29 protein-coding genes and 1 riboswitch are annotated in these 26,994 nt (G+C 33.8%); of the genes, 9 read left to right on the top strand and 20 right to left on the bottom strand.

All coding sequences use genetic code 11. The features are described 5' to 3' along the window. The first annotated feature begins 67 nt into the window (after positions 1–67). A complete protein-coding gene (locus OD917_RS14790; protein ID WP_129748510.1) occupies positions 68–457 on the top strand; it encodes an HIT family protein in 390 nt (129 codons plus the stop codon). Positions 458–513: 56 nt separating this feature from the next. On the opposite strand, the gene OD917_RS14795 is transcribed toward OD917_RS14790, so the two are convergent. Next, entirely contained in the window at positions 514–1,665 is a 1,152-nt protein-coding gene (locus tag OD917_RS14795; RefSeq protein WP_263524207.1) for a sensor histidine kinase, read from the bottom strand. 158 nt (positions 1,666–1,823) lie between these two features. Between OD917_RS14795 and OD917_RS14800 the strand changes: the two genes are divergently transcribed. From OD917_RS14800 to OD917_RS14815, 4 genes are all read left to right on the top strand, one after another. Next, on the top strand, positions 1,824–2,699 hold the full coding sequence (locus OD917_RS14800) for a flavin reductase family protein (RefSeq protein ID WP_263524208.1): 876 nt from the start codon (positions 1,824–1,826) through the stop codon (positions 2,697–2,699). Positions 2,700–2,732: 33 nt separating this feature from the next. Then, positions 2,733–3,104: a DUF3127 domain-containing protein gene (locus OD917_RS14805; RefSeq protein ID WP_111288061.1), complete on the top strand. Its 372-nt coding sequence runs from the start codon at positions 2,733–2,735 to the stop codon at positions 3,102–3,104. 124 nt (positions 3,105–3,228) lie between these two features. After that, the gene (gene aat / locus OD917_RS14810) at positions 3,229–3,867 is read left to right on the top strand and encodes a leucyl/phenylalanyl-tRNA--protein transferase (protein WP_263524209.1); all 639 of its coding nucleotides are present in this window, start codon (positions 3,229–3,231) and stop codon (positions 3,865–3,867) included. Between the two features lie 2 nt (positions 3,868–3,869). After that, entirely contained in the window at positions 3,870–4,664 is a 795-nt protein-coding gene (locus tag OD917_RS14815) for an MOSC domain-containing protein (RefSeq protein ID WP_263524210.1), read from the top strand. Here the strand turns inward: OD917_RS14815 and OD917_RS14820 are convergent. From OD917_RS14820 to OD917_RS14875, 12 genes are all read right to left on the bottom strand, one after another. Further along, entirely contained in the window at positions 4,661–5,371 is a 711-nt protein-coding gene (locus tag OD917_RS14820) for a HesA/MoeB/ThiF family protein (RefSeq protein WP_263524211.1), read from the bottom strand. The genes OD917_RS14815 and OD917_RS14820 overlap by 4 nt on opposite strands. Before the next feature lie 126 nt (positions 5,372–5,497). Beyond that, complete coding sequence (thiH, locus tag OD917_RS14825; RefSeq protein ID WP_263524212.1) at positions 5,498–6,610, bottom strand: 2-iminoacetate synthase ThiH; 1,113 nt, start codon at positions 6,608–6,610, stop codon at positions 5,498–5,500. A gap of 148 nt (positions 6,611–6,758) precedes the next feature. Beyond that, positions 6,759–7,535, bottom strand: a complete 777-nt coding sequence (locus OD917_RS14830; RefSeq protein ID WP_318013903.1) for a thiazole synthase — start codon at positions 7,533–7,535, stop codon at positions 6,759–6,761. Further along, positions 7,516–8,154, bottom strand: a complete 639-nt coding sequence (locus OD917_RS14835; RefSeq protein WP_263524213.1) for a thiamine phosphate synthase — start codon at positions 8,152–8,154, stop codon at positions 7,516–7,518. Before OD917_RS14835 ends, OD917_RS14830 begins: the two co-directional genes overlap by 20 nt. Next, entirely contained in the window at positions 8,147–8,893 is a 747-nt protein-coding gene (locus OD917_RS14840) for a hydroxymethylpyrimidine/phosphomethylpyrimidine kinase (protein WP_263524214.1), read from the bottom strand. Before OD917_RS14840 ends, OD917_RS14835 begins: the two co-directional genes overlap by 8 nt. Then, a complete protein-coding gene (locus OD917_RS14845) occupies positions 8,851–9,459 on the bottom strand; it encodes a thiamine phosphate synthase (protein ID WP_263524215.1) in 609 nt (202 codons plus the stop codon). The genes OD917_RS14840 and OD917_RS14845 overlap by 43 nt, the downstream gene beginning before the upstream one ends. Positions 9,460–9,490: 31 nt before the next feature. Next, complete coding sequence (thiC, locus tag OD917_RS14850; protein WP_263524216.1) at positions 9,491–11,314, bottom strand: phosphomethylpyrimidine synthase ThiC; 1,824 nt, start codon at positions 11,312–11,314, stop codon at positions 9,491–9,493. Between the two features lie 93 nt (positions 11,315–11,407). After that, positions 11,408–11,614 (bottom strand): sulfur carrier protein ThiS, encoded by a 207-nt coding sequence (thiS, locus tag OD917_RS14855; protein ID WP_263524217.1) that lies wholly within the window; start codon positions 11,612–11,614, stop codon positions 11,408–11,410. Between the two features lie 65 nt (positions 11,615–11,679). Then, a riboswitch (TPP riboswitch) is annotated at positions 11,680–11,777 on the bottom strand. Between the two features lie 85 nt (positions 11,778–11,862). Next, positions 11,863–12,426 (bottom strand): DNA-3-methyladenine glycosylase I, encoded by a 564-nt coding sequence (locus tag OD917_RS14860; RefSeq protein ID WP_263524218.1) that lies wholly within the window; start codon positions 12,424–12,426, stop codon positions 11,863–11,865. Positions 12,427–12,500: 74 nt separating this feature from the next. Next, the gene (locus OD917_RS14865) at positions 12,501–12,935 is read right to left on the bottom strand and encodes a lipocalin family protein (protein WP_263524219.1); all 435 of its coding nucleotides are present in this window, start codon (positions 12,933–12,935) and stop codon (positions 12,501–12,503) included. A 164-nt stretch (positions 12,936–13,099) separates the two neighbouring features. Then, positions 13,100–13,777, bottom strand: a complete 678-nt coding sequence (locus tag OD917_RS14870) for a hypothetical protein (protein WP_263524220.1) — start codon at positions 13,775–13,777, stop codon at positions 13,100–13,102. Between the two features lie 14 nt (positions 13,778–13,791). Next, complete coding sequence (locus OD917_RS14875) at positions 13,792–14,454, bottom strand: queuosine precursor transporter (RefSeq protein WP_111288033.1); 663 nt, start codon at positions 14,452–14,454, stop codon at positions 13,792–13,794. A gap of 170 nt (positions 14,455–14,624) precedes the next feature. On the opposite strand from OD917_RS14875, the gene OD917_RS14880 reads away from it, so the two are divergent. Then, positions 14,625–16,688 carry a M3 family metallopeptidase gene (locus tag OD917_RS14880; RefSeq protein ID WP_263524221.1) on the top strand — a complete coding sequence of 688 codons (2,064 nt, stop codon included), beginning with the start codon at positions 14,625–14,627 and terminating at the stop codon, positions 16,686–16,688. A gap of 70 nt (positions 16,689–16,758) precedes the next feature. On the opposite strand, the gene tsf is transcribed toward OD917_RS14880, so the two are convergent. The 6 genes from tsf to OD917_RS14910 all read right to left on the bottom strand — a co-directional run bounded on the left by tsf (position 16,759) and on the right by OD917_RS14910 (position 21,423). Further along, positions 16,759–17,721 carry a translation elongation factor Ts gene (gene tsf, locus OD917_RS14885; protein ID WP_263524222.1) on the bottom strand — a complete coding sequence of 321 codons (963 nt, stop codon included), beginning with the start codon at positions 17,719–17,721 and terminating at the stop codon, positions 16,759–16,761. Positions 17,722–17,861: 140 nt separating this feature from the next. Then, entirely contained in the window at positions 17,862–18,626 is a 765-nt protein-coding gene (gene rpsB / locus OD917_RS14890; RefSeq protein ID WP_095927954.1) for a 30S ribosomal protein S2, read from the bottom strand. A 176-nt stretch (positions 18,627–18,802) separates the two neighbouring features. After that, positions 18,803–19,189, bottom strand: coding sequence for a 30S ribosomal protein S9 (gene rpsI / locus OD917_RS14895; protein WP_008466792.1), 387 nt, complete (start codon positions 19,187–19,189; stop codon positions 18,803–18,805). Beyond that, on the bottom strand, positions 19,189–19,644 hold the full coding sequence (gene rplM / locus OD917_RS14900; RefSeq protein ID WP_095927953.1) for a 50S ribosomal protein L13: 456 nt from the start codon (positions 19,642–19,644) through the stop codon (positions 19,189–19,191). Before rplM ends, rpsI begins: the two co-directional genes overlap by 1 nt. Positions 19,645–19,837: 193 nt before the next feature. Next, positions 19,838–20,650 (bottom strand): ferritin-like domain-containing protein, encoded by an 813-nt coding sequence (locus OD917_RS14905; protein ID WP_263524223.1) that lies wholly within the window; start codon positions 20,648–20,650, stop codon positions 19,838–19,840. Between the two features lie 26 nt (positions 20,651–20,676). After that, positions 20,677–21,423, bottom strand: coding sequence for a ferritin-like domain-containing protein (locus tag OD917_RS14910; RefSeq protein WP_263524224.1), 747 nt, complete (start codon positions 21,421–21,423; stop codon positions 20,677–20,679). Between the two features lie 209 nt (positions 21,424–21,632). Between OD917_RS14910 and OD917_RS14915 the strand changes: the two genes are divergently transcribed. Further along, positions 21,633–22,658: a LacI family DNA-binding transcriptional regulator gene (locus OD917_RS14915; RefSeq protein ID WP_263524225.1), complete on the top strand. Its 1,026-nt coding sequence runs from the start codon at positions 21,633–21,635 to the stop codon at positions 22,656–22,658. Positions 22,659–22,890: 232 nt separating this feature from the next. Here OD917_RS14915 and polA read toward each other — a convergent pair whose 3' ends face one another. Further along, positions 22,891–25,743: a DNA polymerase I gene (gene polA / locus OD917_RS14920; RefSeq protein ID WP_263524226.1), complete on the bottom strand. Its 2,853-nt coding sequence runs from the start codon at positions 25,741–25,743 to the stop codon at positions 22,891–22,893. Positions 25,744–25,933: 190 nt separating this feature from the next. On the opposite strand from polA, the gene OD917_RS14925 reads away from it, so the two are divergent. Further along, a complete protein-coding gene (locus OD917_RS14925; protein ID WP_263524227.1) occupies positions 25,934–26,134 on the top strand; it encodes a hypothetical protein in 201 nt (66 codons plus the stop codon). Positions 26,135–26,315: 181 nt separating this feature from the next. After that, positions 26,316–26,990, top strand: coding sequence for a response regulator transcription factor (locus OD917_RS14930; RefSeq protein ID WP_263524228.1), 675 nt, complete (start codon positions 26,316–26,318; stop codon positions 26,988–26,990). Positions 26,991–26,994 lie beyond the last annotated feature (4 nt).

Here is a 26,994-nt window from a genome sequence, read left to right on the forward strand (position 1 = left end):
AGTTTAACCGTTTAATCGTTAAATCGGTTAAACAAATAAACAGTTACACGATTAACCCAAAAAAACAATGGCATCAATATTCACTAAAATAGTAAACGGAGAAATTCCAGCTTATAAAATTGCTGAAGACGAAAACTATTTGGCATTTTTAGATGTAAATCCAAATGCAAAAGGACACACACTTTGTATTCCTAAACAAGAAATCGATAAGATTTTTGATATGGATGAAGAACTGTATTTAGGCTTAATGAAGTTTTCTAAAAAAGTAGCTGCAGCTTTAGAAAAGACAGTTCCATGCAAAAGAATCGGAATTGCAGTTGTTGGGCTTGAGGTGCCTCATGCACACGTGCATTTGATTCCGTTAAACCATATGGACGAAATGCGTTTTATTGATAAAGTTTCTCTTTCAAAAGAAGAATTTGAAGCTTTAGCAAAAGATATTCAATCGAATTTGTAAAGACTTCGACTTCGCTAGGTCAGACAAAACAGATAACAAAAGTGCAGTAATAAATTTTACTGCACTTTTTTATTTAATGAAATTTGAAAAGTAGTTCCTTTTCCAATTTCAGAATGTAAAACTTTAATTTTTCCGTTGTGATATTCTTCAACAATTCTTTTAGTTAAAGAAAGTCCAAGTCCCCAACCGCGTTTTTTAGTCGTAAACCCAGGTTCGAAAATAGTTTTAAATTGTTTTTTAGAAATTCCTGTTCCCGAATCTTTTACATTTATCTTTACGTTATGACTATCTTGTTCAATCTTAAGGTCTAAAGTTCCTTTTCCTTTCATGGCATCAATTGCATTTTTGACTAGATTTTCGATAGTCCAGCTATGTAAAATAGGATTGATCATGCCTAAAATAGGTTCGTTTGGAGCTTTAAACGAAAAAGCAACTTGTTTAGAAAATCGTGATTGCAAGTATTCGTATGCGGTTTTTGTTTCTTCAACAATATCATGAAGTTCTAAAACAGGAATTGAACCAATTTTAGAAAAACGATCCGTAATAGTTTGCAGACGTTCTATGTCTTTTTCAATTTCAGTACTAATAGATTGATCAATATTTTCTGTTTTAAGTATCTCAACCCAGCCAATTAAAGAAGACAATGGCGTTCCTATTTGATGTGCCGTTTCTTTTGCCATTCCTGCCCAAAGCTTATTTTGGGTTGCCATTTTAGTGCTTTTGTAAAAGTTATAGATTAAAGCAATACATAAAAAGATAATGAGAAGTAAGGCAATTGGGTAATATTTAAGTTTATTTAATAACGCTGAATTACCGTAATATAAGGTTTGATATTTTCCTGGAGCATATTCAAAAGTAATAGGTTCGTTTTCACTTTTTAATTTATTTAAAAAATCGATTCTTTTTTTCTTGTCATTAAGAACTTCATCAGGAACATTTACGGCGCTCACTACTTTGTCATAAAGCATTATAATTCCAGGAATTGAAGTATTGTTACTGAAAATCTGAAGAGGTAGTTCTACATCAGTATTTTCGTTTGCATTAACTAGTGTAATTTGAGCATTTACAAAGAGGTTCATTTTTAAACGTTCCTCGTTTTTAAATATTTGGAAGAAAGTATAAGTGTTCCAAAGGATTAGCGAAATGATTATAAAGCAAACCGATATAATAATCCAGCGGGTTGTGTTTGTTCTTTCAGAAAAAGACATATCAATTATTTTGTGGTATAAAGATAACGAAATATACACATTTTATATTTTGCGAATGCGGAAAGATTTTTCGTTTTATCTATAAAACTATTTCTTCTAATTAAACGATTTCAATACTTTTGTAACAGCAAAAGTGAGATTTGTTTAAATATAAAAGTATGATCAGCATTAATCCAAAAGAGATTCCGACGGCTAAATTGCAAGGCTATTTGCAGAGTTCAATTGGTCCAAGACCTATTGCGTTTGCAAGTACAATAAGCGAAAAAGGGGTTCCGAATTTATCTCCGTTTAGTTTCTTTAATGTGTTCAGTGCCAATCCGCCTATTTTGGTTTTTTCACCATCAAGACGTGTTCGAGATAATACTATCAAACATACTTTAATAAATGCTGAGGCAACTAAGGAAGTCGTAATTAATGTTGTAAATTATGATTTAGTTCAGCAGACTTCATTGGCAAGCACAGAATATGGAGATGGCGTAAACGAATTCATCAAAGCAGGATTAACTCAAATTCCGTCAGATTTAGTAAAACCATATCGTGTAAAAGAATCTCCAGTTCAATTTGAATGCAAGATTACGCAGATTATTCCGTTAGGAACAGAAGGCGGAGCTGGAAATTTGATTTTGTGCGAAGTGGTGAAAATTCATATTCACGAATCTATTTTAGATGAAAACGGAGCGATCGATCAGCATAAAATTGATTTGGTTTCAAGACTTGGAAATAACTGGTATTCAAGATCAAATCAAGGTCTTTTTGAAGTTGCAAAACCCTTAACAACACTGGGAGTAGGAGTAGATGCAATACCAAATTTTGTAAAAGAAAGCGATGTTTTTGATGGAAATGATTTAGGCAAATTAGGAAATGTAGAAGCCTTGCCTACAATTGAAGAAGTTATTATATTTGTGAAAGAAAATTTCGCAGTCAAAGGAGTTTTAAGCTCCGACGATCAGAAAAAAGTACACTTAGAGGCCAAAAAATATTTGGATAACGGCGATGTAGAATCGGCTTGGAAAGTGCTTTTAGCTAAGAAATAAAAGAAATAGAAACAATAATTAATATAGACGAAGATGGAAGTTACAGGAAAAGTAAAAGTGGTTAACCCAGAGCAGCAAGTTAGTGCCTCATTCAAAAAAAGAGAGTTAGTTGTTACTACTGAGGAGCAGTATCCACAACATATTTTAATCGAATTTACACAAGATAAATGCGATTTATTGAGTAGCTATAAACAAGGAGATGCAGTAAAAGTTTCTATCAATTTAAGAGGAAGAGAATGGGTTAATCCGCAAGGAGAAACTAGATATTTCAATAGTATTCAAGGTTGGAGAATCGAAAGATTAGCTGCAGAAGGTTCTACACAAGCACCACCAATGCCAACAGCGGAAACTTTTGCTCCAGCAACAAACGTAAACGAAGACGAACCAGACGATTTACCGTTCTAAAAAAGGTTTAAATTCTAAAATTTTAAATTCCAAATTCCAATTCATTCGCATGAATTTGGAGTTTGGAATTTTTTGTATTGAGATTTCAATTTCATTGGAATTTAAAAATTGATTATTTTTAAGAATGTATTATTTATTCAAAGATTTATTTTTTCCGCCTGTTACAGAAGCCGATGAAGAAGGCGTTTTGGCAATTGGAGGCGATCTGAGTACAGAGCGTTTACTGTTGGCTTACAAAAGTGGTATTTTTCCTTGGTTTAATGAAGGGGAGCCAATTCTTTGGTGGGCGCCAGATCCTCGAATGGTTTTATTTTTTGATGAATTGGTGATATCCAAAAGCATGAAAAAGATTCTCAATAAGAAAATCTTTAAAGTAACCTATAATAAAAATTTCAGAGAAGTAATTTCGAACTGCCAGCAGATAAAACGTGAAGGGCAAAACGGAACTTGGATTTCAGATGAAATGATCGAGGCGTATTGTAAATTAAATGAAGAGGGAGTCGCAAAATCGGTTGAGGTTTGGCAGGATGATGTGCTCGTAGGAGGTTTATATGGAATTGATTTGGGAGATGTTTTTTGCGGAGAAAGTATGTTTTCTAAAGTTTCAAATGCCTCAAAAACAGCTTTTATTGCTTTAGCCTTATATTTGAAGAAAGAAAATTATAAGTTGTTAGATTGTCAGGTTTATAATCCGCATTTAGAAAGTTTAGGATGTCGGGAAATCGATCGTGAAGAATTTATGTCCATTTTAAAAACTAAGTAAAAATGAGTGCAGTTTATAGCGTAACAGAAATTTATATCTATCCAATTAAAAGCTTGGCAGGAATCAGTCTTCAATCTGCAAAAGCGGAAGAAATGGGGTTTGAAAACGATCGTCGTTGGATGCTGATTGATGCAGAAAATCAAATGCTTACGCAAAGAGAACATCGAATCATGAGTCAATTTTATCCACAGATTTTAGATGGAAAAATTGGTATTACTTTTCAAGATCAAAAACATGAATTTTCTATTGATGAGTCTTTAGAAAATACAATTAAAGTAAATGTTTGGGATGATAAGAGCGAAGTTGTTGAGGTAAACCAAGAAACTTCAAAATGGTTTAGTAAACATTTGGGATTTGAATGTAAATTGGTCAAAATACTAAAAAATGGAGCTCGTAAACACGAAAGCTCCAGATTGAAAGAAACCTTCAATGTGAGTCTGGCAGATGGTTATCCGTATTTATTAATTGGATCCAAAAGTTTAGACTTTTTGAATGATAAATTGGATGAAAAAATCACCATAAAAAGATTTCGTCCAAACCTTGTAGTAAGTACAGAAAGCCCTCATGAAGAAGACGATTTTAAGACTTTTGCAATAGGTGATGTTCAGTTTAAAAACATAAAACCATGCGGAAGGTGTGTTATGGTGAACAATGATCCGGAAAATGGGCGTTTGAAAAAAGAACCTCTAAAAACGTTAAGTAAATACAGAAATGTAGACAATTCGGTTTTATTCGGAACCAATATTGTGAGTCTAAATTCTGGTATTATTAGCGTTGGTGATGAGGTTGTTTTTTAGAAATTCAACTTTGTAAAGTTCCAGTTCAAAGTATTAAAGATTATTAATTCATTATTTAAAGTTGGTAATTCGAGAATCAATTTTAATGTTTCATGTGCCATCATATTTCCAATGATTCCAGGTAAAGTCCCTAGAACTCCGTTCAAATTACAATTCGGAACATCCTTTGGATTTGGCATTTCTGGAAACAAATCGCGAAGGTTTTTACTTCCGTTATGATTGAAAACGGCAATTTGTCCTTCAAATTTTAAAATGCTTCCATAAACCAGAGGCTTTTTCAATTCAACGCAAGTATCATTCACCAAATAACGAGTAGAAAAATTATCAGAACCATCCACGACAAGATCATATTGCTGAATGATTTTTGATGCATTTGCAGTGGTTAATTTTTCATTAATCGCAACAGTTTCAATTAACGGATTTAGTTTAGAAACCACTTCTTTTGCCACAATAGCTTTTTGCTGACCAATTTTATTTTCAGTGTATAAAATCTGTCTGTGAAGATTGTGAATTTCAATCGTATCAAAGTCCATAATTCCGATAAAACCAACTCCAGCCGTTGCGATATATTGTAAAATTGGACAACCTAAACCGCCAGCTCCAATTACTAAAACTTTTGCTTTTTTTAATTTTTCCTGGCCTTCATCGCCAATTTCAGGAAGAATGGTCTGTCTGTTATAACGCAGAAATTCTTGTATAATGCTCATTTTTTTAATTGTGAATTGTAAATTGTGAATTGTAAATTGTGAATTGTAAATTGTGAATTGTAAATTGTAAAATGTAAAGTATTCAAACCTAAAACTTGAAACCTGAAACCTGAAACTTGAAATATTTCAACTATAAGCTTTGTCCCAGTCTTTCCAAACAGGTTCATAGCCTGCATTTTTTATGATTTTAGAAATTTCTTCCGCGGAACGTTCGTCGCTGATTTCAAATTGTTCCAAGGATTGCGGATCAACAATATAACCGCCAGGATTTGTCTTCGAACCTGCGCTCATACTCGTAACGCCAATTGGAATAATGTTGTTTCTAAATTTTTCATTTTCGCGAGTTGAAATCGAAATTTCCAAATCTTCATTCCACAATCTGTAAGCGCAGATTAATTGAGTCAAATCTTTATCATCCATAATGAAATTCGGTTCAATAATTCCTTCGGCTGGACGCAGGCGGGGAAAGGAAACCGAATATTTTGTCTGCCAGTATTTCTTTTGAAGATAATCTAAATGCAGAGCATTGAAGAAACTATCAGTTCGCCAATCTTCCAAACCTAATAAAACCCCTAAACCAATTTTATGAATTCCCGCAGTTCCAATTCGATCTGGAGTTTCCAATCGATAATCAAAATTTGATTTCTTACCTTTTGTATGGTATTTTTTGTAAACTTCCTGATGATACGTTTCCTGATAAACCAAAACAGAATAAACACCAGCTTCGTGCAAACGCTCATAATCTTCTGTAGATAGTGGCTGAACTTCAACAGAAATAATCGAAAAATCTTCTTTGATTAAATTAATAGCATTTAGAAAATAATTAATATTTACAGTATAATTTGCTTCACCTGTAACCAATAAAACATGATCAAAACCTGTTTTTTTTAAAGCTTCAACTTCGAGTTTTATTTCAGCATCAGAAAGGGTTTTTCTTTTGATTTTATTGTCTAAACTAAATCCGCAATAGGTGCAAATGTTTTGGCATTCGTTGCTCAAATAGAGTGGCGCATACATTTGAATCGTTTTTCCGAAACGTTTTTTGGTAATTTCATTGCATTTTTGTGCCATTTGTTCTAAATAATTCTGAGCGATTGGAGAAATCAAAATCAAAAAATCATCGAGATTGTATTTGGTTTTAGCCAATGTTCTTTCGACATCTTTTGATGTGGTTTTATATATTCTGGACTGGATTTCATCCCAATTATATTGCTCGAAAATAGATTTGAAAGTATTCATGTGAGTTTAGTTTTACTGCAAAAGTTTTTAACGCAAAGCGCGCTAAGGATGCACAAAGTTCGCTAAGCTTTGAGTTCTTTTTTTGCTTTAAAAGTTTGCCAAGCTTAGCGTGCTTTGCGAAAAAACCTTGCGAACTTTGCGTTTAAAATTAATCATACAAAAAAGAAGTCAATGGGCTAGAAGCGACAGCATAATTTTGCTGAGAACCAATTCTAGCTTCAAAAGCTTTTCTTCCCGCAATTACCGCTTCCTTAAAAGCTTCGGCCATTAATTTCGGATTTCCTGCTACAGCTATCGCGGTATTCACTAAAACGGCATCCGCACCAATTTCCATTGCTTTTGCAGCATCAGAAGGCGCTCCAATTCCCGCATCAACAATTACAGGAACAGTACTTTGTTCGATAATAATTTCTAAAAAATCGATTGTTTTTAGACCTTTATTGCTTCCAATTGGCGAACCCAAAGGCATAACAGCCGAAGTTCCAGCACTCTCCAAATGTTTGCATAAAACAGGATCAGCGTGAATGTACGGAAGCACAATGAAACCAAGTTTTGCCAATTCCTCAGTTGCTTTTAAAGTTTCAATTGGATCTGGCATTAAATATTTCGGATCGGGATGAATTTCTAATTTTACCCAGTTTGTATCTAAAGCTTCGCGAGCTAATTGTGCTGCAAATACAGCTTCTTTAGCATTTCTTGCTCCAGATGTATTCGGTAATAAATTGATATTTGGATGTTTTAAATGCGATAAAATAGCATCAGTATCGGTTTCCAGATCAATGCGTTTTAGTGCTACAGTAACCAATTCGCTTTCTGAAGCTAAAATGGCGCTTTCCATTTCTTCATTTGAACCAAACTTTCCTGTTCCAAGAAACAAACGGGAATTAAAGGTTTTGTCTCCTATATTAAACAATGATGTTTGCATATAATTTTTCGTTTAGTTGTTGAATTAATTTTTCCTTTTCATCACTTTCAGTAATGATTCCAGAAACGGCAATTCCGAAAATTCCAGTTTCCATTAACGGACTTACATCTCTTAAAGTGATGCCTCCTATAGCATAAACTGGAATTTCGATTTTATTTTTTTTCAGTTTTTGAAGTATGTCAAAATAGCCCGATAATCCCAAAATCGGACTTAATTTTTCTTTTGTGGCAGTAAAGCGAAAAGGACCTAATCCGATATAATTACATCCATTTTTAACGTGATTTTGAATGTCTTCAAAAGTATTAGCAGTTCCTCCGATTACTTTTGAAGCGCCTAAAAAAGCTCTAGCTTCATCGATTTTAGTATCGGTTAAACCTAGGTGAACGCCGTCAGCATCTATTTCTTTAGTAAGTTGCAAATTGTCGTTTACAATAAAATTGGCTGCGTACTTTTCACATAAAGGTTTTACCGCTTCCGCTAAAGTGAAAGCATCTTTTTGTGCTTGGTTTTTAAAACGCATTTGTATCCAATTGCATCCTGCGTCAAGCGCCTGATGAATATTATACAATTGTTTTTCGATAGTTTCGCCCTGCGAGATATATTGAAGTTTGCTATACATAATGATATCCGATTAAAGTTGGTGTTGAACTCAAGTAATTTTCGATATAAATTTTAGCATTTTTACAGGCTTCTTTTAGTGTCTGATTTAAAGCTAAATTCGAAGCAATTGCAGAAGAAAGCACACAGCCTGAGCCATGTTTCTTAAAACAGTTTTTTTCTGATGGAAGCAATTCTAAGACTTCATTTTTTAGAAATAAAAGATCTTTTCCCAAGGCTTTTTCGTTATGGCCACCTTTTAATAAAATGCTCGTTGAAAATTTATTTTCATTAGAAGCAAAATCAGGAAATAGAATTTCGGCTTCATGAGAATTTGGTGTTATCAAATCGATTTTCGACAATATTTTATTTAAATCTATATGTAAATGATCTTCAATATTCATAAATTCAAATTTTGTAGTCGATTTCAAAACAGGATCCCAAACAATTTTGGTTAAAGGAGAAAGCAACTTTATCGTCGAAACAATTCGGTTTAAATCATGTAAAGAAGATGCAATTCCAATTTTCACAACGCTGATTTTATAATTTAAAAACAAAGTTTCGATCGAACGAATTACAAACCCCAAATCAGTCCACTGAATTTCATGAAACTGATTTTCAGTCTGAATGGTATTTGCTGTCGAAATTGCAAAACCACAAACTTTGTGCTGTTCAAATGTTTTGATATCAGCCAAAATTCCTGCACCTCCAGAAGGATCTAAACCTGCGATTGTGAGTACATAAGGGCGATCTTTTGACATAATTTAAATTGTTTTAATGGATTTTTATTTTTCCAAATAGTTCCCAAAAGTGCAGTATCATCAAAACCTTTTTCTAAGATTTTTTGAATGTTTTCAGAATCAATTCCGCCCAAAGCAACCATTTTTGTCTGTTGATTTTTTCGTGATTTTATTTTTTCAAAAAGATCTTTTTCAGGATAATAATTTTCTTTAGAAATACTTTTGAAGACTGGACTTAAAAATGCATAATCAAAATTTTCAAGAGAATTAAAATCTTCAATTGAATGTGTTGACGTTGATTTAGACCTACAAGGTTTTAAAAACCTTTCAGGAAAATCATTCAGTCTTTTTCTTTCTTTTTCAGAAAAATGCAATCTGTTAATGCCAAAATCTTTTGCTAAATGATGATGACTATGCAAAACCAAATTATCATGAAATTCCAATTTGATCTGATGAATAAATTGCGCCATTTCCAATTCAGAAAAATCAGGTTTGCGAATATGAAGCAAAGACAATCCTTCATCAAATAGAGAATGAAGTATCTTGATTTCATTGTCAACAACAAAAGAGTTAGAGATTACTATCATATCTTTTCTCTGTATTCTATTTTCTAAAATTCTAAATATAAATCTCTTTCCCTTGTTCAATAAATTCCTCTGATTTCTCCTGCATTCCTTTTTCAGCGGCAGCGACATCTCTAATTTCTTGAGATATTTTCATAGAACAGAATTTTGGTCCGCACATTGAACAGAAATGTGCTACTTTCGCGCCATCAGCAGGAAGTGTTTCATCATGGAATTCTCTTGCTGTATCTGGGTCTAAAGCCAAATTAAACTGATCTTCCCAACGGAATTCAAATCTTGCTTTACTCAACGCGTTATCGCGATACTGCGCCCCTGGATGACCTTTTGCCAAGTCGGCAGCGTGAGCAGAAATCTTATAGGTGATTACGCCGTCTTTGACGTCTTTTTTATTTGGCAAACCTAAGTGCTCTTTTGGCGTAACATAGCATAACATCGCGCATCCATACCAGCCAATCATAGCTGCGCCTATTGCCGAAGTGATATGATCGTAACCTGGCGCAATATCAGTAGTTAAAGGTCCTAAAGTATAAAATGGAGCTTCATGGCAATGTTCCAATTGTTTGTCCATGTTTTCTTTAATCATATGCATTGGTACGTGTCCTGGGCCCTCAATGAAAACCTGAACATCATGTTTCCATGCAATTTTTGTCAATTCGCCCAAAGTTTCTAATTCGGCAAACTGCGCAGCATCATTCGCATCTGCAATCGAACCTGGACGCAAACCATCTCCAAGAGAAAAAGCCACATCATATTGTTTCATGATTTCGCAGATTTCCTCAAAATGAGTGTATAAGAAGTTTTCTTTATGATGAAATAAACACCATTTTGCCATGATAGACCCGCCTCGCGAAACAATTCCAGTAACGCGATTGGCAGTTAAATGAATATAACGAAGCAAAACTCCAGCGTGAATCGTAAAATACGAAACCCCTTGTTCAGCTTGCTCAATCAAGGTATCGCGGAAAACTTCCCAAGTTAAATCTTCAGCAATTCCTTTTACTTTTTCAAGAGCTTGATAAATTGGAACAGTCCCAATTGGAACAGGTGAATTTCGAATAATCCATTCTCTTGTTTCGTGAATGTTTTTTCCTGTGGATAAATCCATAATCGTATCAGCTCCCCAACGGCAAGCCCAAACGGCTTTTTCAACTTCTTCTTCAATGCTTGAAGTCACAGCGCTATTTCCAATATTGGCATTGATTTTTACTAAAAAATTACGTCCAACAATCATTGGTTCGCTTTCTGGGTGATTGATGTTGTTTGGAATAATAGCTCTTCCGCAGGCAACTTCAGAACGAACAAATTCAGGTGTAATTTTGCTTTTTGGAGTATTTGCTCCAAAGCTATTTCCGCCGTGCTGACATTGCATTGCTTTAGTTTGTTCGTTTAAAAGTTCGATACGTTGGTTTTCACGAATCGCAATATATTCCATTTCTGGAGTAATGATTCCTTGTTTGGCATAATATAGTTGTGTTACATTCGCGCCTTTCTTAGCACGTTTTGGCTGATGTAAATATTCAAATCGAAGATGATTCAGACTTTCATCTTTTAAGCGGCTTTGTCCATAATCTGATGTGATTTCTTCTAGAATTTCAACATCATTTCGGTCAAGAATCCAGTTTTCGCGTAAGCGTGGTAATCCTTTTCTAATATCAATTTCTACATTTGGATCTGTGTAAGGCCCAGAAGTATCGTAAACGGTTACAGGTGGATTTTTTTCAATTCCGCCATTAGAAAGTTTGGTATCGCTCAAAGCAATTTCGCGCATTGCAACTTTTATCGGATGAATTTCTCCATCGATATATACTTTCTTAGAATTTGGAAACGGGGTTCTGGATATTTGTTCTTCGTTTGTCATAGGAAAAGAAGTTATGAGTTATAAGTTATGAATTATACTGTAGAGACTTACTGCAGTGCGTCTACAAATGAATGGTAATTTGGAATTTAAGTTCTATCCTCCTTGTGTAGCAGAAATAATTAAAATATCGTCAGTTTCTTGTACGAAGAATTCGTTCCATTTGTTTTTTGGAACAACAGTATTGTTAACAGCAACGGCGATTCCGTTTTGTTTGTGCGGAATTTCGAGATCGAGCAATGATTGAACGCTTAGCGTTTCAGCATTGAAAATTTTGGTTTGTTGATTGATTTTAAGTTCCATTCCTTTTTAGTTTAGTGTATAGATACACCTTAGGAATGGCTACAAGAACGCATAAAAATGCGCGCAGAAGTCATCTTACTTTTCCCTACGCTAGTATGAACTAGATCAGGTTCAGAGGGTAAAATCTCAGCCTACAAGTTTGTAGACACCCCTAAAGTGTGAAGCAAATATATGTAATTTTTGTTTAAAAGTTTTATGTTTCAAGTTTCAGATTCAAAAAAACTGAGAACTTTGACTGAAAACTGAGACTATTTTTCCCTTCGCGTAAAGCAATCTTCCACATGATCATTGACCATTCCGGTGGCCTGCATATGTGCGTAAATAACTGTGGAACCGACAAATTTAAATCCTCTTTTTTTTAAATCTTTGCTGATTTCATCTGAAAGTGGAGTAGTAGCAGGAGCATCTTTTGAATTTTTTAGATTGTTTACAATCGGTTTTCTATCGGTATATTTCCAAATATAATCAGAGAAAGTTCCAAATTCTTCTTGAACTTTCATAAAAGCTTGAGCATTAGAAACAGCAGCTTTAATTTTTAATTTGTTTCGAATAATTCCAGTGTTCTGCATTAACTCTTCGATTTTATCTTCAGAATAATTAGCAATTTTTTTATAATCGAAATAATCAAAAGCAGCTCTGAAGTTTTCTCTTTTATTTAAAATTGTAATCCAGCTTAAACCAGCCTGAAAAGTTTCCAAAATTAAAAACTCGAATAATGTAGGGTCGTCATAAACTGGAACGCCCCATTCTTCATCATGATATTTTTTGTATAAATCACTGGAATTACACCAGCCACATCTTATTGGTTCCATTTTTTTATTTTAAATGTATAAAAAAACCTCAAACTATTAGTTTGAGGTTTTGGGTAAATTTCAAATTTACTTAATTATTTTTTCTTAAATACAGAAACAGCACTTAATGTTACGCCTTCTTCTGTGTATGTAGATTTTACTTTTAATGTGCTACCGCTTAATTCTAAGATATCAACTTTAACCTCTTCATCGCTATATTTAAGAGTTAAAGTGTTTCCATCTTTTTTCCAAGTACCGTCTTCAGTATAAGTGCTACATTCTGAATCCCAAAATTCTGACGTAACGTCTACGAATTTTGCATCGCTAGTAAAGGTCATTGATGGGATTTCGCAACCTCCTTCATTATCATAAGGCTGTAAAACTTCTTGACCGTTAATAATTACTCCTTGGTGAGTAACTTCCCATTTTCCTTCAATTGATGCGTTCTTGTTATCGTCATCACTACTACAAGATACAGCTGTTAAACCTAATGTCAATACTGACACGAAAAGAATACTTAGTTTTTTCATTTTTGGTGGATTTTATTTGTTAAATGTCGTTAACAAAAATAGAATCTTTTTTGAGAAAAACTAACGGTTAAAATAAGTTTTTTCGTAATTTTTTAACATTAATTTATAATTTACTGATTATCAGGCAGGCATTTCAAATTTAATTTGGTACAGCTTTTCTTTCATTACCTTCCAATTTGCCAACTGTAACCTTTTACACTTGGAATATAAGCTGAACGACCAATTATTACTAAGTTATTATAGACTTTTCTATTGTATTTAATGCCAATAGCATTTCCAGAAGTATACATTTTATTGGCCTTAAAGACTACTTTCATTTTGCCGTCTTCAAGTTCTGCGTCGGATACTTTTTCAACAAACCATGTTGATTGCCATTTCACGGCCAATTCATTTTCTGCTGTTTTTGTTACACTTTTTACTAGTTTAACGGCTTCTTCTGGAATTTCAAAGTTTTCTGTAAGCTGTTTTTGAGTCATGGTTTGACCCATTTTGCATTTCTCTAATATTTTTCGAAGATTAACAAAACTCATTAGTTTGTCGTTAACTTCTTTTTTTACGTTTGAAGGATTTACAGTTTTAGGTGCAGTATGTTGAATCGGAGTTTTGATTTCGAGATCATTTTTAACTGCAAAAATTTCTCTTTTATCAATCCGTTTTTTACTCTTAATTTCTTTTGGAGCAGTAATATTTTTTGATGAGATTTTGGGGTTTATTTTTACAGCAGCAGGCTTAAGTTTATTCATTGACTGAATTTCTTTTTTAGGCTGTTTTTTTTCTTCATTGCCACAACTGAAAAACAAATAGGTAATTGATAATAAAATAATTAAGCTAAGTTTTTTCATGATCCCAAATATTTTTATTCTTTTTTAGAATGATCTTCGTCTAAATATTTTTTAATCAAATGATGCCCTAAATAAATTGCAGGCGTTAATAAGATTGCAATTGCCAGTTTAAATGTATATCCTATTAATCCAGAAGATATAAAGGTGTCAAAATCAATTTTTCCAGGAAGCCAAAAAGCAATTCCTAATACAATAAATGAATCAAATAATTGTGAAATTACTGTAGAACCTGTTGCTCTTAGCCATATTTTCTTTTCGCCTGTTCTGTTTTTAAAAAACCAGAATATCCAAACATCAATGAGTTGCGAAGCCATAAAGGCAATAAGGCTTCCAAAAATAATCCACATACTCTGTCCAAAAACTGCTTGAAACTGTTGATCATTTACAGGACTAATTCCTTTTGCTGCAGGAATTGTCATTGCCATAAATAAAATTAAAAAGGCATATGCAATTAAACAGGCTGTTATAAAAGAAAGTTTTTTTACCCCTTTTTCACCAAAATGATCATTAATCAAATCGGTAGTTAGAAACACAATTGGCCAAGGTAAAATTCCTATACTCATTACAAAGGGCCCAATTTGAATTAGCTTTCCTCCAATTAACTCAGCAACAACGGCATTGGTTATAAATATTCCTGCTAAAATTACAAAAACAATTTCTTTTCGAGTCTTAAACATTTTTATTTTGGATATTGATATTTCAAAAATAAGCTATTTCTTTTTAAATTTTTGAAGCTGATCTGTTTTTATAATAGAGCCGAATTTGAAGTTTGCTCTTGATTGGTTAATTTTGGGATTCTGACGTTATTTTTTGGAATAATTGAACAGAAATAATTAATGCATTTATTATGAAAACAGAATCAAATTTAGATAATCCATTGTTAAAAGATTGGTCAGGACCTTATGGTGGAGTTCCAGATTTTAACTCATATAAAGTTTCAGATTTTAAGCTAGCAATAGAATTTGCTATTAAGGAAAAATTAGATGAAATAGACGCAATTGCAAATAATCCTGAAGCACCTACTTTCGATAATACAATTAAGGCTTTGGAACTTTCTGGGGAGAAATTGGATCGAATTCATGCTATTTACGGTATTTATAGATCGAATCTCAGTACTCCCGAATTTAATGTAGTTGATACAGAAATGTCGCCAAAATTGGCTGAGATAAACGATAAATTATATCAAAACGGAAGGTTGTTTTCGAGAATTGAATCTTTGTATAAATCAGAGGGAAAGAAGGATTTAGACAAAGAACAACAGCGTTTGCTTTGGCTTTATTATACTGATTTTGTTAGAGAAGGAGCGGAATTAAACGAACAGGAAAAAGAGAAAGTTGCGAAGATTAATCAAGAACTGGCAACGCTTTTTACATCATTTAGTCAAAAATTGTTGGCTGAAGAAAACGATCAGTACATAAAATTAGAAACAGAAGCTGATTTTGATGGTCTTCCGGAAGAATTTAAGAATGCAGCTATTGCTGAAGCAAAAGAAAGAAATCTCAATATTTTAGGATGTATTGGAAATACGAGATCTTCAATAGAGCCATTTTTGACTTTCTCAAACAGAAGAAATTTAAGAGAAAAAGCTTTTGAAATTTTTGTAAAAAGAGGCGATAATAAGAATGAAAATGATACAAATGAAACATTGGTATCCATTCTAAAATTGAGAGCGGAAAAGGCAAAAATATTAGGCTTTGATAATTTTGCTCAATGGAGTTTGTCAAATAAAATGGCAAAAGATCCTCAGAAAACATTAGAGTTAATGGAGTCTGTTTGGAAGCCTGCGGTTGAAAAAGTAAAAAATGATGTTTCGGCAATGCAGGAAATGGTTGATCGAGAAGGTGGAAACTTTAAAATCCAGCCTTGGGATTACCGATTTTATGCAGAAAAAGTCAGAAAAGCACAATATGATTTAGATCAAAATGAAATAAAACAATATCTGCAATTAGAGAATTTGCGCGAAGGAATGTTCTGGACAGCTGGAGAATTGTTTGATTTAGGATTTAAACAACTATTTGATGTTCCGGTTTATCATGCCGATGTTCGTGTTTGGGAAGTAAATAACAGAACTACTGGAGAACCAATAGGATTGTGGTATTTCGATCCATATGCGCGTGTTGGTAAACGTTCAGGTGCGTGGATGAATTCACACAGGGATCAGCAGAAAATAAATGGAAAAACGCTTCCAATTGTATCGAATAACTGTAATTTTATTAAAGGAAATAGTAAGGAGCCAGTTTTAATTTCATGGGATGATGCAACTACTTTGTTTCATGAATTCGGTCATGCACTTCATGGATTATGTTCAAATGTGACATATCCAAGTCTTTCTGGGACTTCAGTTGCAAGAGATTATGTTGAATTTCCATCTCAGCTTTTAGAACATTGGCTGGCTGTTCCAGAAGTTCTAAATAAATTTGCGCTTCATTATAAAACGAATGAACCTTTATCTCAGTCTTTAGTTGAAAGAATAGGGAAGGCGGCTAATTTTAATGAAGGTTTTGCAACAGTAGAAACGATTTCAAGTTCTTTTGTTGATATGAAATTACATTTAACAACAGAAACAGTTGATCCAGATGCATTTGAAGATAAAATTTTAAATGAAATTAATATGCCTGCTGAAATTGTAATGAGGCATAGAATTCCGCAATTCGCCCATATTTTTTCAAGTGATGGATATGCGGCAGGTTATTACAGTTATTTATGGGCAGATGTCATTAATGCAGATGCTTACGAAGCTTTTCTAGAAGGAAACGGACCTTTTGACAAGAAAGTTTCTGAACGTCTTTACAAAGCAGTTTTAAGCGTTGGAAATACGATTGATAATGAAGAAATGTACGAGAATTTCAGAGGGCAAGCTCCAAAATCAGATGCATTGATGCGAGCAAGAAATTTTCCAGTTGAAAGTTAGTTTTATATGAAAATAAAAAAAGCCCGAATACATAAATATTCGGGCTTTTTAATATTGAAAAAATAATATATTAACCTAAAGTAACTCTTTTGAAACCTGTAATTTCAACATTGAATCCTTTTACGTAATCACCAACTTTTTTACTATCATCTTTAATGAAGTTTTGATCAAGTAAAGCTTTTTCTTGATCTAAAGTAGTGTTGTCAGAAATGAAACGTTGAACTTTTCCTGGAAGAATTTTGTCCCAGATTTGCTCTGGTTTACCTTCAGCTTTTAATTCAGCTTTAGCATCTTCTTCTGCTTGTTTGATAACTTCAGGAGTTAATTGAGAGAAAGAGATGTATTTAGGAACATTTTTTAAAGTTTTTCCTAAACGTTTTGCTTCTTCATTGTCTTTTTCAATTACAGCAATACGAGCAGCAAGTTCAGATTCAACGAAAGCAGGATCAAAATCTTTGTAAGATAAAGTATCAGCTCCCATAGAAGCAACTTGCATAGAGATGTCTTTTGTTAAAGCTTCAGCGTTAGCAACTGGAGCAGAAATTGCTGTTAAAGCAGCAATTTTGTTAACGTGAACATAAGATCCAACGAAAGCACCTTCTAAAATTTCGAAACCACCGATTTCGATTTTTTCACCGATAACACCAGTTTGCTCGATTAATTTTTCAGCAACAGTAATTCCGTTGAAATCAGAAGCTAATAATTCTTCTTTAGTAGAGAAGTTGATAGCTCTTTCAACTAAATCTTTAGCTAAAGTTACGAAAGCTTCATTTTTACCTACGAAGTCAGTTTCGCAGTTTAAAGTGATGATAGCTCCTTTAGTGTTGTCTGCATTGATAAAAGAAACAGCAGCTCCTTCAGAAGACTCACGGTCAGAACGGTTAGCAGCAACTTTTTGTCCTTTTTCTCTAAGAATTTGGATCGCTTTATCGAAATCCCCTTCAGCTTCAACTAAAGCTTTTTTACAGTCCATCATTCCGGCACCTGTAGATTGTCTTAATTTATTTACGTCTGCAGCAGTAATTGTTGCCATAATATTTTAAGTTTTAATGTGTTTAAAAGTAAAAAATTCCAGCTTTTAAATCCCAAACTCCAATTTTAATAAATTATCAACATAACGTTTTTAATTCTGGTTGGATTTTGGAATTTAAAATTTGGAATTTAAATTTTGATTTATTCTTCAGTTGCAGGAGCAGCTTCAGCTTCAACAGCAGGAGCTTCTTCAGCAGCTTCAACTTCTTTTTCAGCACCTCTGTCAGAAAGACCTTCGATTACTGCAGTAGTTACTAAAGATAAAATTTTGTCAATTGATTTAGAAGCGTCATCATTTGCAGGAATCACGTAATCAACCTCTCTTGGGTCAGAATTCGTATCAACCATTGCGAAAACTGGAATGTTTAATTTTTGAGCTTCTTTTATTGCGATGTGTTCAGCTTTGATATCTACTACGAACAATGCTGCAGGTAGTCTAGACATATCAGCAATTGAACCTAAGTTTTTCTCTAATTTAGCACGTAGACGATCAACTTGTAAACGTTCTTTTTTAGAAAGTGTGTTGAAAGTACCATCTTTCTTCATTTTATCGATAGAAGACATTTTTTTAACTGCCTTTCTGATAGTTACGAAGTTAGTCAACATACCACCTGGCCATCTTTCAGTGATGTAAGGCATGTTTGCTGCTTTTGCTTTATCAGCAACGATGTCTTTTGCTTGTTTTTTGGTAGCTACGAATAAGATTTTTCTACCTGATGCAGCGATTTTTTTCAAAGCTTCGTTAGCCTCTTCAATTTTAGCTGCAGTTTTATATAGATTGATAATGTGAATACCATTACGCTCCATATAAATGTAAGGAGCCATGTTTGGATCCCATTTTCTAGTCATGTGTCCGAAGTGAACACCTGCTTCTAGTAATTCTTTTACTTCTATTTTGTTTGCCATTTTTGTACTAGTTTACGTTCTGTTGATTAGCAATGTATAAATGGCGATTTCTCTGGCTTTATACATTTAGATGCTAAACTATATCCTACCTCGATAGGAGAGCAACAATAACTGTGTTTTTTAATTTCAATAAATAATTGATAATGTCTTGTCCCATCTGAACAAGACAGGTAATATTAACGTTTAGAGAATTGGAATCTCTTACGAGCTTTCTTCTGACCGAATTTCTTACGTTCAACCATTCTTGGGTCTCTTGTTAATAAACCTTCTGGTTTAAGGATAGCTCTGTTTTCAGCGTTAACTTCACACATTACGCGTGCTAATGCCATTCTTACAGCTTCTGCCTGACCAGTTGTACCACCTCCGTAAACGTTTACTTTTACGTCAAAGTTACTAGCGTTTTCTGTCATAGAAAGCGGTTGTAAAACTTTGTATTGTAAAGTTGCAGTTGGAAAGTAAGTTGCGAATTCTTTTTTGTTTACAGTGATGTTTCCAGTTCCTTCAGAAACGTATACACGTGCAACAGCGGTTTTTCTTCTACCGATTTTGTGAATAACTCCCATTACTTAAGATCATTTAGGTTAACAGTTCTAGGTTTTTGAGCTCCGTGAGTGTGCTCAGATCCTACAACAACATTTAGATTTCTAAAAAGTTCAGCTCCTAATTTGTTTTTAGGTAACATACCTTTTACAGCTTTTTCTACTAATAATGCAGGGTTTTTAGCTTGCAATACTTTAGCAGTTAAAGTTCTTTGTCCTCCTGGGTAACCTGTATGACGCATGTAAATTTTGTCATTCAATTTTGTACCTGTAAGGTTAATTTTCTCTGAGTTGATAACAATTACGTTATCTCCACAGTCAACGTGCGGTGTGTAACTTGGCTTGTACTTACCTCTTAAGATCATTGCAACTTTAGAAGCAAGACGTCCTAAGTTATGACCTTCAGCGTCAACAACAATCCACTCTTTAGTTACAGTGGCTTTGCTAGCTGAAACTGTTTTGTAGCTTAATGCGTCCATAATATTATTTTAATTAAACATTCCATCCCCAATAAAGGGGATGCAAAAGTACAATTAATTATTTTAAAACCAAATACCTGAAAGAATATTTTATCTGCTGAAAATCAGGGGTTATGTTTTTTAATTAATTGATGAATAAAAAAACCGTCTCCACAATAAAGTGAAGACGGTTAAATATTTAGAAAAAAAGTGACTATACGATAAATATATTAGCGATATCGACCACTTGCTGTGTTGTAAGTGGCTCATCATAAGCTTCGGAGCCTGCCGCTGCACCAAAAGCAGTTGCAGTATTAAATCCTGCCTGTATTGTTACACCTTCGCCATCGTAAACAGCTTGTGTTGCTGCTGGCATTCCTGCACCTCTTTCGGAATTAGAAATCCATCCTTTTAAACCTCGCAGTCTTCTAACTTCAGATGCATGACGAGCTTCAACAGAATGAATCTGTAGTGCTGCGGTCAATAAATCTGGTGTAGTAATTAAATTGGCGGCCTGTCCTTTATAGGCTCTAACTCCCGTATCCTCGAAAGCTTGTGCTAGTGCTAAAAAGGTCGGGTAATCTCCAAAAGGATCAAAAGCACCGCCAACAGTAAAGTCAAAAGTGGGTTTAGGAACAAAGTTAGCACTTGCTGTACCGCCTAAGCCTGCAATTAAAAATTTTACATGATCAGATTCATGTGCCGCAATCTGTTGAAATACCTTTAAATCACGACCACCATTTTCAGAAGCTGGAATTACGCCAGAATCTAATGCCATCGCGTAAAACTCATTTTCAAGATATTCTAAGGTCAAAGCAAATTGTAAAGCTCCAATTGGAGTTGCAGGTGTTGCTGTAATGTCTTGTGCGAAAGCTTTGTTAGCAAGTGCAGATAATCCAAAAGGGATGGAAGCGAAAGCTAAATTTTTTCCAATATTCCCAAACTTTGAAAAACTGTCTCTTCGAGAACCAGTACTATTCATCAAATTATCATCAGTAAAGGATTCTATAAATTTTAAAATGTTCATAATTTCTAAGTTTTAGCGGTTAAAGATTAAGGCAAGTATTTAGCTGTGAATTTTGTAGTAATAAAATTGGCAGCAATTGGCAGTATTTTAGATGGGTCTTTTGCATCATCTAAACCTGTTGACATATTTACAATATCATCTCCAGCAAAATCTTTAGAATTCGGATTAATTAAGCTTCTTATTGCAGAGGCATGTCTGGCTTCAACAGAAACAATTTTTCCAGCTAATAACAGGTAGTCCGCTGTTTTAATTAATTTACCTGCTCCATTATAAGCAGCGACTCCAGTATCTTCTAATGCTTTTGCAGTAGCTAAAACTTCAGTACGGCTGTTAAAGTTTAGGGAACCATAATTAAAGGCTAAAGTAGGAAGCAGTTGTGAACTCGGATCGGGCAGTGCTCCATTTAAAGCAGCTTTAAAAAAATCTCTATGTACCACTTCGTGATGGTACAAATCGGTTAAAACTTCTTGTTCAAGACTGCTAAATGCAGTAGTAAAGCTACTGGCATTAACGACTTTTGTATAAAAATCGGCTTCTAGTTGTTCCAGGGCATAGGCATACGTTAATACTCCAAAATCTCCAGAACCTAAATCGAAGACACCATTTTTAATTCCCGGCAGAGAAGTGTCTTGCATATTATCATCGTTATCATTGTCGCTGCAGCCAGCTAGAACCAAACCTGTGGTCACTAATGTTAGTCCACTGAGCTTAAGAAAGCTCCTTCTGCTATTCAGTGAAGGGTCAACTTCATGAATTTTAACTTCGTTTTTCATAATCAAGTTTTTTTAATAGGTTAACAACATTGGCCATTAGTTGTTTGGTATTTAATTATTAACGAAATTTTAGGAGATGCGGTTTCAGAAAAATCTGCTTTTTTGATATTATTTCGAATAAATGGTATAATTTGAAAGACAGCTAGTTGTTTTTTGTTGTATTTTCGGTAATTCTACTATATTTGTATTAATTACATAAACTTTTATAGATGAAAGCTAAAGCAACTCTAAAACAAATTGCGAAAGAACTAGGAGTTTCGGTGTCAACAGTATCTAAAGCTCTGAATGACAGTCCGGAAATTAGTGAGCAAACGAAGGTGAAGATTAAAGAGTATGCAAAACTCAAAAATTATAAGCCGAATGTTATTGGTCTGAATTTAAAGAATCGTAAGACAAAAACGATAGGTGTAATTATACCTAATATATTAAACTCTTTTTTTGCTAAGGTTTTTAGCGGTATCGAGAAAGTTGCCGATAAAAAAGGATATAATGTAATTACATGTATTTCGAATGAATCTTTAGAGAAAGAAGTTCATACATTAGAAATGTTGAGCAACGGAACAATTGATGGATTTATTCTTTCTGTTTCTCAGGAGGCACAAAAACTTCAGGATTACAATCACTTTTCAGAAATTATAAACGATGGAACTCCAATTGTAATGTTCGATCGTATTGCTGATGAAGTAGATTGTGATAAAGTTGTTGTTGATGATTTTGATTCAGCTTTAAACTCTACACAACATTTAATTGATTTAGGATGTAAAAATATTGCGTTGATTTCTTCTGTAGATAATATAAGTGTTGGAAGATTAAGAACAGAAGGATATTTGAAAGCTTTAAAAGACAATAAGATTCCAGTTAACGAAAAAATTATTCTTCGTACCGATTCTGAAGAAGACATGAAAGCTAAAATCGAAGGGATTTTTGACCACAAAATTGACGGAATTTTTGCTTTGGATGAAAATGATTCAGTTGCGGCATTAAGAGTAAGTTTGAAAAAAGGTTACAGAGTTCCAGAGGATATTTCGATTATTGGTTTTGCTGACGGAATTTTAGCTTCAAGACGTTTATCGCCAAGTCTGACTACTGTAAGTCAGCATGGGGTTGAAATTGGAGAAGTTGCTGCAAAAAGATTAATCGAAAGATTGGAAGAGCCAGAAGGAACAATTTCTGAATACGAAACAATCGTCATCAAAACAAAATTGAAAGAAAGAGAATCAACTCGAAAAAAATAAAACTAAAGATGAAATTAAAAAAGGACTGTTCCAAAGAACAGTCCTTTTTTATTATACGTAATTTATATCATTTCGACGAAGGAGAAATCACAGTCGGGATTCGACAAACATTGGCGATTTTGATTGTGGACTTTCTAGTGTGATTTCTCCTTTGTCGAAATGACAAGATTGAGTTGATTGTTGACTTTTTATTTAGAAATCTAAAATCAACAATCTGCAATCTAAAATAAAATTAATGCGCTTCTAACCAATCTTTACCCATTCCTAATTCAACTTCTAAAGGAACCGACATTTTAAACGCATTTTCCATTTCGTGTTTAATCATTGGCTGGATTTTTTCGAGTTCATCATTGTGAACATCGAACACAAGCTCATCATGTACTTGCAGCAACATTTTAGATTTCCAGTTTTCGTCACGAAGTTTTTTATGAATATTGATCATCGCGATTTTAATCACATCGGCGGCGCTTCCTTGAATTGGAGCATTTACAGCATTTCGTTCGGCAGCGCTTCTTACAACAGCATTTGCAGAATTAATATCTTTTAAATAACGACGACGCCCTAAAATAGTTTGTACATAACCTTTTTCACGAGCAAATTCAACTTGTTCTGAAATATAAGATTTAAGACGTGGATATGTTTTATAATAAGCATCAATCAAAGCGGCACTTTCGCTTCTTGATAACGAAGTCTGATTGCTCAATCCAAAAGCAGAAACACCGTATATAATTCCAAAATTTACTGTTTTAGCGTTGCTTCTTTGCTCGCGAGAAACCTCCTCTAAAGAAACATTAAAAACTTTTGCTGCAGTAGCTCTGTGAATGTCTTCTCCATTTTGGAATGCTGCAATCATATTTTCTTCACCGCTTAACGCCGCAATAATTCGTAACTCAATTTGCGAGTAATCGGCAGAGATTAGAGTGTAGTTTTCATCGCGAGCAACAAATGCTTTACGAATCTGACGTCCTCTTTCAGTACGAATTGGAATGTTCTGTAAGTTCGGATTATTAGAACTTAAACGTCCCGTTGCAGCAACAGTCTGCATATAATCAGTATGAACACGTAAAGTCTTTTTGTCAACTTGTTCTGGTAAAGCCAAAATATAAGTACTTTGTAGTTTTACCATTTGACGCCAATCTAAAATATCTTTTACAATCGGATTGTCATTTGCCAAATAAGTCAAAACTTCTTCGCCAGTAGCATATTGACCTGTTTTAGTCTTCTTTTGTTTTGCTCCGCCAATTTTAAGTTTGTCAAATAAAATATCTCCTAATTGTTTTGGCGAAGCTAAATTGAATTTTTCGCCAGCCGTTTCGTAAATTTTTTGTTCCAAAGATTTGATTTCGACATCCATTTCAGAAGACATTCCTTTTAAGAAATCAACATCTAAACGAATACCTTCTGTTTCCATGTCGGCCAAAACGCTTACTAATGGAATTTCAATTTCATCAAATAGCTTTTTAGTTTCTGTTTTATCTAATTCAGTAGTGAAGATTTCTTTTAATTGTAAAGTAATATCGGCATCTTCAGCAGCGTATTCTTTAATATCTTCCAAAGGAACATCACGCATATTAAGCTGGTTTTTCCCTTTTTTACCAATTAAAGTTTCAATAGATTTTGGCGAATATTTTAAATACGTTTCTGCTAAAATATCCATATTATGACGCATATCTGGATTGATCAGATAATGTGCAATCATGGTGTCAAAAAGTTTTCCTTTTACAGTTACACCATAATTAGAAAGGATTTTTAAATCGTATTTTAAGTTTTGTCCAATTTTCTCAATGTTTTCATTTTCAAAAAACGGAACAAATTTATTGACTAAAGTTTGAGCCTCTTCTCTGCTTTCTGGAAACGGAACATAGAACGCTTTTCCTTTTTCGTAAGCAAAAGACATTCCGACCAATTCTGCATGCAAAGCATCAATTCCAGTCGTTTCTGTGTCAAAACAAACCGCAGTTTGCTTTTCTAAATTCTGCAAAAGCAATTTAATTCCTAAATCACCTTGAATGGTTTGATAAGAATGCTCAGTATTTTCTAAAGTATTATAAAATGAATTTCTTGCAGCTTCGGCACTATCATCAAGAGTAGTTCCTCCGCCTCCAAAAAGATCAAATTGGTCTTCGTTTTTAGGTTGTGGTTTTTTATATAATTTAGGATCAGCAGCCGGAGCAGTATTTGCTAATTCATTCCCGCCTCCAACTTTAAATAAGTTATCAAACTGTTCTGCCATTCTTCTAAATTCCAATTCTTGAAAAATAGCATCTGTTTTTTCGATATCAGGACGCGAAAGTTCGTAGTCGTCTTCATTAAAAACAACATCACAATCGCAAATAATCGTTGCCAGTTTTTTAGATAAAATACCTTTCTCTTTATTAGCTTCGATGTTTTCCTTCATTTTTCCTTTCAGTAAATGTGTGTTTTCTAAAAGGTTTTCCATTGTACCAAATTCTTTCAGGAATTTTTTCGCAGTCACTTCACCAACTCCAGGCAATCCAGGAATATTATCCACAGCGTCACCCATCATTCCAAGAAAATCAATTACTTGGTCTGGTCTTTCAATTTCAAATTTTGCCAAAACTTCAGGAATTCCCCAAATTTCTATTCCGTTACCCATTCGAGCAGGTTTATACATAAATATATTTTCAGAAACCAATTGCGCGAAATCTTTATCTGGCGTTACCATAAAAACCTGATAATTTTGTTTTTCTGCTTGTTTGGCAATTGTTCCAATTAAATCATCGGCTTCACAGCCTTCGATTTCAATAATAGGAATATGCATTGCTCGCAATAATTCCTGAATATAAGGAACGGCAATTTTAATAGCCTCGGGCGTTGCATCACGATTGGCTTTATATTCTACGAACATTTCGGTTCTTACGTGACTTCCTCCTTTGTCAAAAGCAACGGCTAAATGATCTGGTTTTTCTCTTTTAATAACATCCAAAAGTGAGTTCATAAAACCCATAATTGCAGATGTGTCCATTCCTTTTGAGTTGATTCTCGGGTTTTTTATAAAAGCATAATAACCACGAAAAATTAGTGCGTAAGCATCTAGAAGAAAAAGGCGTTTTTGAGTTGACATATAAAAAATATTAGTCTGTAAAAATAAACAATTGGGTTTTAAAAAACGATTTGCTTCTCGAAAATTATCCGAATAGTTAATGTCTCGTTAAAATATTCATTATGCACGATTTCTTCATTTTTTCTTCATGTTGTGAGGATAATTTTGAGGTATAAATTAAAAGGTTATTAATTATTAAATCTTAGAAATCATGAGAAATTTATTAATGGTACTAGTAGCAGTTTTAGGAACAAGTGCAATGGTTCAAGCTTTTCCAGCAAAAACAGGAAAAGAAGCTCCAGCTAAAGAAGTAAAAGCAACAAAACATCCTAAAAAACACAAATCTGAGAAAAAAGCAGCAAAAAGTGAAACTGCAAAAACAGAAACCCCAAAAGCAGAAGTGAAAAAATAATATTGTTTTTGTTTTGTTTTCAAAAGTTTGTAAGGAAACAAAACAGGAAGGATAATTATGAAGAATGCCGGTGGTAAAAGCTGATAAAGAAATTTGTCAGCTTTTTTCGTTAATGTTTTGACAATGCTGTTTTTTCTTCTTTTTAAATGATTAATTTTAATTGTGCTTAAACACCTTGTTTATGAATGTTTTGATTGTAGAAGATAATCGGGAACTTGCCGTAGAAGTTTATGATTTTTTGTGTAATGCAGGGTATATCTGCAAGATTACGCATACTTGCAGCGATGCTTTAGAAGAGTTTAATAGTAATGATTATGATGCCATGCTGTTGGATCTGGGACTTCCAGATGGAGATGGTTTTGAAGTGTTGCAGACTGTTAGAAAAACAAAATCAAAAATGGCGGTTATTGTTTTAACGGCTAGAGGAGAACTGGATGATAGAATCAACGGACTTCATCTTGGCGCCGACGATTATTTGACTAAACCTTTTGCTTTGACAGAACTAAGTGCGAGATTGTTTGCTGTAATTCGAAGAATACACGGTTTTACTTTAAATAATCTTACGATTCATGATTTTGTTTTACAACTTCAGGATTATAAAGTGAGTTTTAATGATCAGCCAATTAGTCTTACCAAAAAGGAATTCGATATTTTTCAATATCTGGTTCTGAATAAAAATCGTGTTATTACTCGTCTTCAGTTAACTGAACATATTTGGGGAGATATTTTAGAGGTAAATTCAGATTCTAATTTTATTGATGTTCATGTTCGAAATCTCAGAAAGAAATTAGATAAACATGCAGCAATAGATTGGTTTGAAACTGTTCGAAATGTTGGTTATCGTATAAACGAATAAATCG

Source organism: Flavobacterium sp. SH_e, from assembly GCF_025717045.1.
In the GTDB taxonomy this organism is placed as follows: Bacteria; Bacteroidota; Bacteroidia; order Flavobacteriales; family Flavobacteriaceae; genus Flavobacterium.

What these genes read in the sequence shown, in the direction of transcription:
- OD917_RS14790 (WP_129748510.1), top strand. Translation starts at nt 68, where the DNA reads ATGGCATCAATATTCACTAAAATAGTAAACGGAGAAATTCCAGCTTAT.
- OD917_RS14795 (WP_263524207.1), bottom strand. Translation starts at nt 1,665, where the DNA reads ATGTCTTTTTCTGAAAGAACAAACACAACCCGCTGGATTATTATATCG.
- OD917_RS14800 (WP_263524208.1), top strand. Translation starts at nt 1,824, where the DNA reads ATGATCAGCATTAATCCAAAAGAGATTCCGACGGCTAAATTGCAAGGC.
- OD917_RS14805 (WP_111288061.1), top strand. Translation starts at nt 2,733, where the DNA reads ATGGAAGTTACAGGAAAAGTAAAAGTGGTTAACCCAGAGCAGCAAGTT.
- aat (WP_263524209.1), top strand. Translation starts at nt 3,229, where the DNA reads ATGTATTATTTATTCAAAGATTTATTTTTTCCGCCTGTTACAGAAGCC.
- OD917_RS14815 (WP_263524210.1), top strand. Translation starts at nt 3,870, where the DNA reads ATGAGTGCAGTTTATAGCGTAACAGAAATTTATATCTATCCAATTAAA.
- OD917_RS14820 (WP_263524211.1), bottom strand. Translation starts at nt 5,371, where the DNA reads ATGAGCATTATACAAGAATTTCTGCGTTATAACAGACAGACCATTCTT.
- thiH (WP_263524212.1), bottom strand. Translation starts at nt 6,610, where the DNA reads ATGAATACTTTCAAATCTATTTTCGAGCAATATAATTGGGATGAAATC.
- OD917_RS14830 (WP_318013903.1), bottom strand. Translation starts at nt 7,535, where the DNA reads ATGCAAACATCATTGTTTAATATAGGAGACAAAACCTTTAATTCCCGT.
- OD917_RS14835 (WP_263524213.1), bottom strand. Translation starts at nt 8,154, where the DNA reads ATGTATAGCAAACTTCAATATATCTCGCAGGGCGAAACTATCGAAAAA.
- OD917_RS14840 (WP_263524214.1), bottom strand. Translation starts at nt 8,893, where the DNA reads ATGTCAAAAGATCGCCCTTATGTACTCACAATCGCAGGTTTAGATCCT.
- OD917_RS14845 (WP_263524215.1), bottom strand. Translation starts at nt 9,459, where the DNA reads ATGATAGTAATCTCTAACTCTTTTGTTGTTGACAATGAAATCAAGATA.
- thiC (WP_263524216.1), bottom strand. Translation starts at nt 11,314, where the DNA reads ATGACAAACGAAGAACAAATATCCAGAACCCCGTTTCCAAATTCTAAG.
- thiS (WP_263524217.1), bottom strand. Translation starts at nt 11,614, where the DNA reads ATGGAACTTAAAATCAATCAACAAACCAAAATTTTCAATGCTGAAACG.
- OD917_RS14860 (WP_263524218.1), bottom strand. Translation starts at nt 12,426, where the DNA reads ATGGAACCAATAAGATGTGGCTGGTGTAATTCCAGTGATTTATACAAA.
- OD917_RS14865 (WP_263524219.1), bottom strand. Translation starts at nt 12,935, where the DNA reads ATGAAAAAACTAAGTATTCTTTTCGTGTCAGTATTGACATTAGGTTTA.
- OD917_RS14870 (WP_263524220.1), bottom strand. Translation starts at nt 13,777, where the DNA reads ATGAAAAAACTTAGCTTAATTATTTTATTATCAATTACCTATTTGTTT.
- OD917_RS14875 (WP_111288033.1), bottom strand. Translation starts at nt 14,454, where the DNA reads ATGTTTAAGACTCGAAAAGAAATTGTTTTTGTAATTTTAGCAGGAATA.
- OD917_RS14880 (WP_263524221.1), top strand. Translation starts at nt 14,625, where the DNA reads ATGAAAACAGAATCAAATTTAGATAATCCATTGTTAAAAGATTGGTCA.
- tsf (WP_263524222.1), bottom strand. Translation starts at nt 17,721, where the DNA reads ATGGCAACAATTACTGCTGCAGACGTAAATAAATTAAGACAATCTACA.
- rpsB (WP_095927954.1), bottom strand. Translation starts at nt 18,626, where the DNA reads ATGGCAAACAAAATAGAAGTAAAAGAATTACTAGAAGCAGGTGTTCAC.
- rpsI (WP_008466792.1), bottom strand. Translation starts at nt 19,189, where the DNA reads ATGGGAGTTATTCACAAAATCGGTAGAAGAAAAACCGCTGTTGCACGT.
- rplM (WP_095927953.1), bottom strand. Translation starts at nt 19,644, where the DNA reads ATGGACGCATTAAGCTACAAAACAGTTTCAGCTAGCAAAGCCACTGTA.
- OD917_RS14905 (WP_263524223.1), bottom strand. Translation starts at nt 20,650, where the DNA reads ATGAACATTTTAAAATTTATAGAATCCTTTACTGATGATAATTTGATG.
- OD917_RS14910 (WP_263524224.1), bottom strand. Translation starts at nt 21,423, where the DNA reads ATGAAAAACGAAGTTAAAATTCATGAAGTTGACCCTTCACTGAATAGC.
- OD917_RS14915 (WP_263524225.1), top strand. Translation starts at nt 21,633, where the DNA reads ATGAAAGCTAAAGCAACTCTAAAACAAATTGCGAAAGAACTAGGAGTT.
- polA (WP_263524226.1), bottom strand. Translation starts at nt 25,743, where the DNA reads ATGTCAACTCAAAAACGCCTTTTTCTTCTAGATGCTTACGCACTAATT.
- OD917_RS14925 (WP_263524227.1), top strand. Translation starts at nt 25,934, where the DNA reads ATGAGAAATTTATTAATGGTACTAGTAGCAGTTTTAGGAACAAGTGCA.
- OD917_RS14930 (WP_263524228.1), top strand. Translation starts at nt 26,316, where the DNA reads ATGAATGTTTTGATTGTAGAAGATAATCGGGAACTTGCCGTAGAAGTT.